Source organism: Acidovorax delafieldii 2AN, from assembly GCF_000175235.1.
Classification (GTDB): Bacteria; Pseudomonadota; Gammaproteobacteria; order Burkholderiales; family Burkholderiaceae_C; genus Acidovorax; species Acidovorax delafieldii_B.
This window is the reverse complement of record NZ_ACQT01000363.1, coordinates 1-2832: the sequence shown is the minus strand read 5'-3', so window position 1 is coordinate 2832 and position 2832 is coordinate 1. Positions and strand designations below refer to the sequence as shown.

The 2832-nt window shown below is 64.4% G+C and carries 1 protein-coding gene and 1 pseudogene; one reads left to right on the top strand and one right to left on the bottom strand.

What is annotated here, in order from left to right:
• The first annotated feature begins 700 nt into the window (after positions 1 to 700).
• Positions 701 to 2053, top strand: a complete 1353-nt coding sequence (locus tag ACDELDRAFT_RS21020) for a dicarboxylate/amino acid:cation symporter (RefSeq protein WP_005800165.1) — start codon at positions 701 to 703, stop codon at positions 2051 to 2053.
• A gap of 581 nt (positions 2054 to 2634) precedes the next feature.
• Here the strand turns inward: ACDELDRAFT_RS21020 and ACDELDRAFT_RS25460 are convergent.
• Positions 2635 to 2832, bottom strand: a pseudogene (locus ACDELDRAFT_RS25460) (hypothetical protein); the annotation flags it as partial.

Below are 2832 nucleotides of genomic sequence, written 5' to 3'. Positions count from 1 at the left end.
TGCTGGACACGCTGCGCACCTGAGCGGTTGCCCCTCGACTGAAGGCCACGGCGCGCTGACGCAGCGGACCGCGCGGTGGCCCAAAGCCGAGCGGGGGCAGGACAAGTCCGGCCGACGCAGCGGCGGGCACGCCGTTTCGTTTCTCGTCGTCCTTCACCCGCCGGCATGTCGCGGCCCGACCGCGCGCTGGCGTCTTCACACGGCCGCTCCCGGCAGCCACCGGCCAGCCCTTGCGCGATGTGTCGGCAGATTCTTGGGATGTTTGGTTCTTTTGAGCGATTTCAGCCTCTGGTGCTTGATGGGCGGGCGCAATTAGCTACTGAACTCATAGCAATCAAGACGGACAGCCTCATCAATCCACCGCCCACCTGCCCATTGGCCAGCAGGCCGGTCCAGCGCGACACAACACAACACGGTGCGGCCTCATGCCGTAAAGGGCCGAGGGGGGCCGAAGGGGGCGGCCATGCCGCGTCCACCAGCGAAACCGCCGCTTTTTCGCCGGAAAACCCGCCACACCGTTGGCATCCGCAGGAACGGCGCGGGGGCCTCGAGAAACACTTTTGCCATCAGGGTAATCACCCATTTACACAAAAATGAAACTTATTCGACTGCGTCAAAATTGTGGATTCCCACAATGGCACCTTCCGATCCGCGACTTACAGTCACGCACCCCGTGATTTGTCGTCCCAAGAGGCACCCCATGCAACCCAGCCCCTCCGCACCCAAAAAGCTGCCCCTCTACCGCTCCCTGTACGTCCAGGTGCTGACCGCCGTGGTGGCGGGCGTGCTTCTGGGCCACTTCTACCCGGCCCTGGGCGAGCAGATGAAACCGCTGGGCGACGGCTTCATCAAGCTCATCAAGATGATCATCGCGCCCATCATCTTCTGCACCGTGGTGGTGGGCATCGCCGGCATGGAAGACATGAAGAAGGTCGGCAAGACCGGCGGGCTGGCCCTGCTGTACTTCGAGGTGGTGAGCACGGTGGCGCTGGTCATCGGCCTCCTCTGCGTGAATGTGCTGCAGCCGGGCGCGGGCATGAACGTGGACGCCTCCACGCTCGACACCAAGGCCCTGAACGCCTACACGGGGCCGGGCAAGATGGCCAGCACCACCGAATTCCTGATGAACATCATCCCCACCACGGTGATCGATGCTTTTGCCAAGGGTGAGATCCTGCAGGTGCTGTTGGTGGCCGTGATGTTCGGCTTTGCGCTGCACCGTTTCGGCGGGCGCGGCACGCTAGTGTTCGACGTGATCGAGAAGACCTCGCACGTGCTGTTCACTATCGTGGGCTACATCATGAAGGTGGCACCCATCGGGGCATTTGGCGCCATGTCGTTCACCATCGGTAAATACGGTGTGGGCACCCTGCTGTCGCTGGGCAAGCTGATGGGCGTGTTCTACCTGACCTGCCTGCTGTTCATCTTCGTGGTGCTGGGCACCATTGCCAGATTCCACGGATTCTCGATCTGGAAGTTCATCAAGTACATCAAGGAAGAGCTGCTCATCGTGCTGGGCACCTCGTCCAGCGAGTCGGTGCTGCCGCGCATGATGGAAAAGATGGAACTGCTGGGCGCCAAGAAATCCACCGTGGGCCTGGTGATTCCCACGGGCTATTCGTTCAACCTCGACGGCACCTCGATCTACCTCACCATGGCCGCCGTCTTCATTGCACAGGCCACCAACACCCCCATGACGCTCATGCAGGAGGTCACGCTGTTGGCTGTGCTGCTGCTCACGTCCAAGGGAGCCGCCGGCATTACCGGCAGCGGTTTCATCGTGCTGGCAGCCACGTTGTCGGCGGTGGGCACGGTGCCGGTGGCGGGCCTGGCGCTCATCCTGGGCATTGACCGTTTCATGTCCGAGGCGCGTGCGCTCACCAACCTGATCGGCAACGGCGTGGCCACGCTGGTGGTGGCCAAGTGGACGGACGAACTCGATACCGCGCAGCTCGACAAGCACCTCAACCACCCCGGCTGGCAGGATGCCCAGGAGCCCGAGGTGCTGCTGGACGTGAAGACCGAGCACATGGACACTTCAACCAGCCGCTGACGCTCGGGCGGCGTGCCCGGCTACAGGCCGGCGTACGCCCCATCGCCGCGGGATGCGGCGCTCGCACATGGGCGTGCGCACGGAGCAGCGCATCGCCCTTTTTCTCGTCCCTTCCCACCGATCTGCCCCGCGCTGCCAGTGCGGCGGCGCTCAGGGGCTCGCGCCGCTTCTCGCTTCTCGCTTCTCGCTTCTCGCTTCTCGCTCGTCGTTCGTCGTTCGTCGTCGGTTTGTCGCTGGCTTTTTGCTTCTCTTTCGATAGCTTAAAGCGATTACCCGGCGCGCGCAGCAGGCATTATTTCCGTTGATTATTGACCGCAGCAGCACTTGCTCGGGAATCGGAGAGGGGAAATGGAGCCCCCAGGGAACGCCCACTCCGCTCCGACCACCGCGCCCGCCATTGCCGAGCACCGAGGCAAGCACGCCCGCCCCGGCCGGTTCAGAAATACGCGCCCGCCATTCCAGCGTCGCCACAGGGCATGGAGTGCGCCACCCAAAGGCGCCCCTTCACGGCGCCCCTCCATCGCGCAGCGGCCCACAGCGCCGTCAGAGACGGGCAAACGGATCGACCAGCGACGCCAGCGTCACCGCACCCGGCACAGCGGTGGCCGCGCGGTGGCCGCCTCGGGCGCCTCGGGCGCCTCGTGAACGGGCGTGAGCGGCAGGGGCTGCATGCTACGGCCATAGATGCGCTGAATGCGCTCGGCCAGCGTGGGGTGTGAGTCCAGCCACCGTTCCAGCGCGCCCGCGCCCTCCACGTCCACCAGCAGCATGTGCTGCAC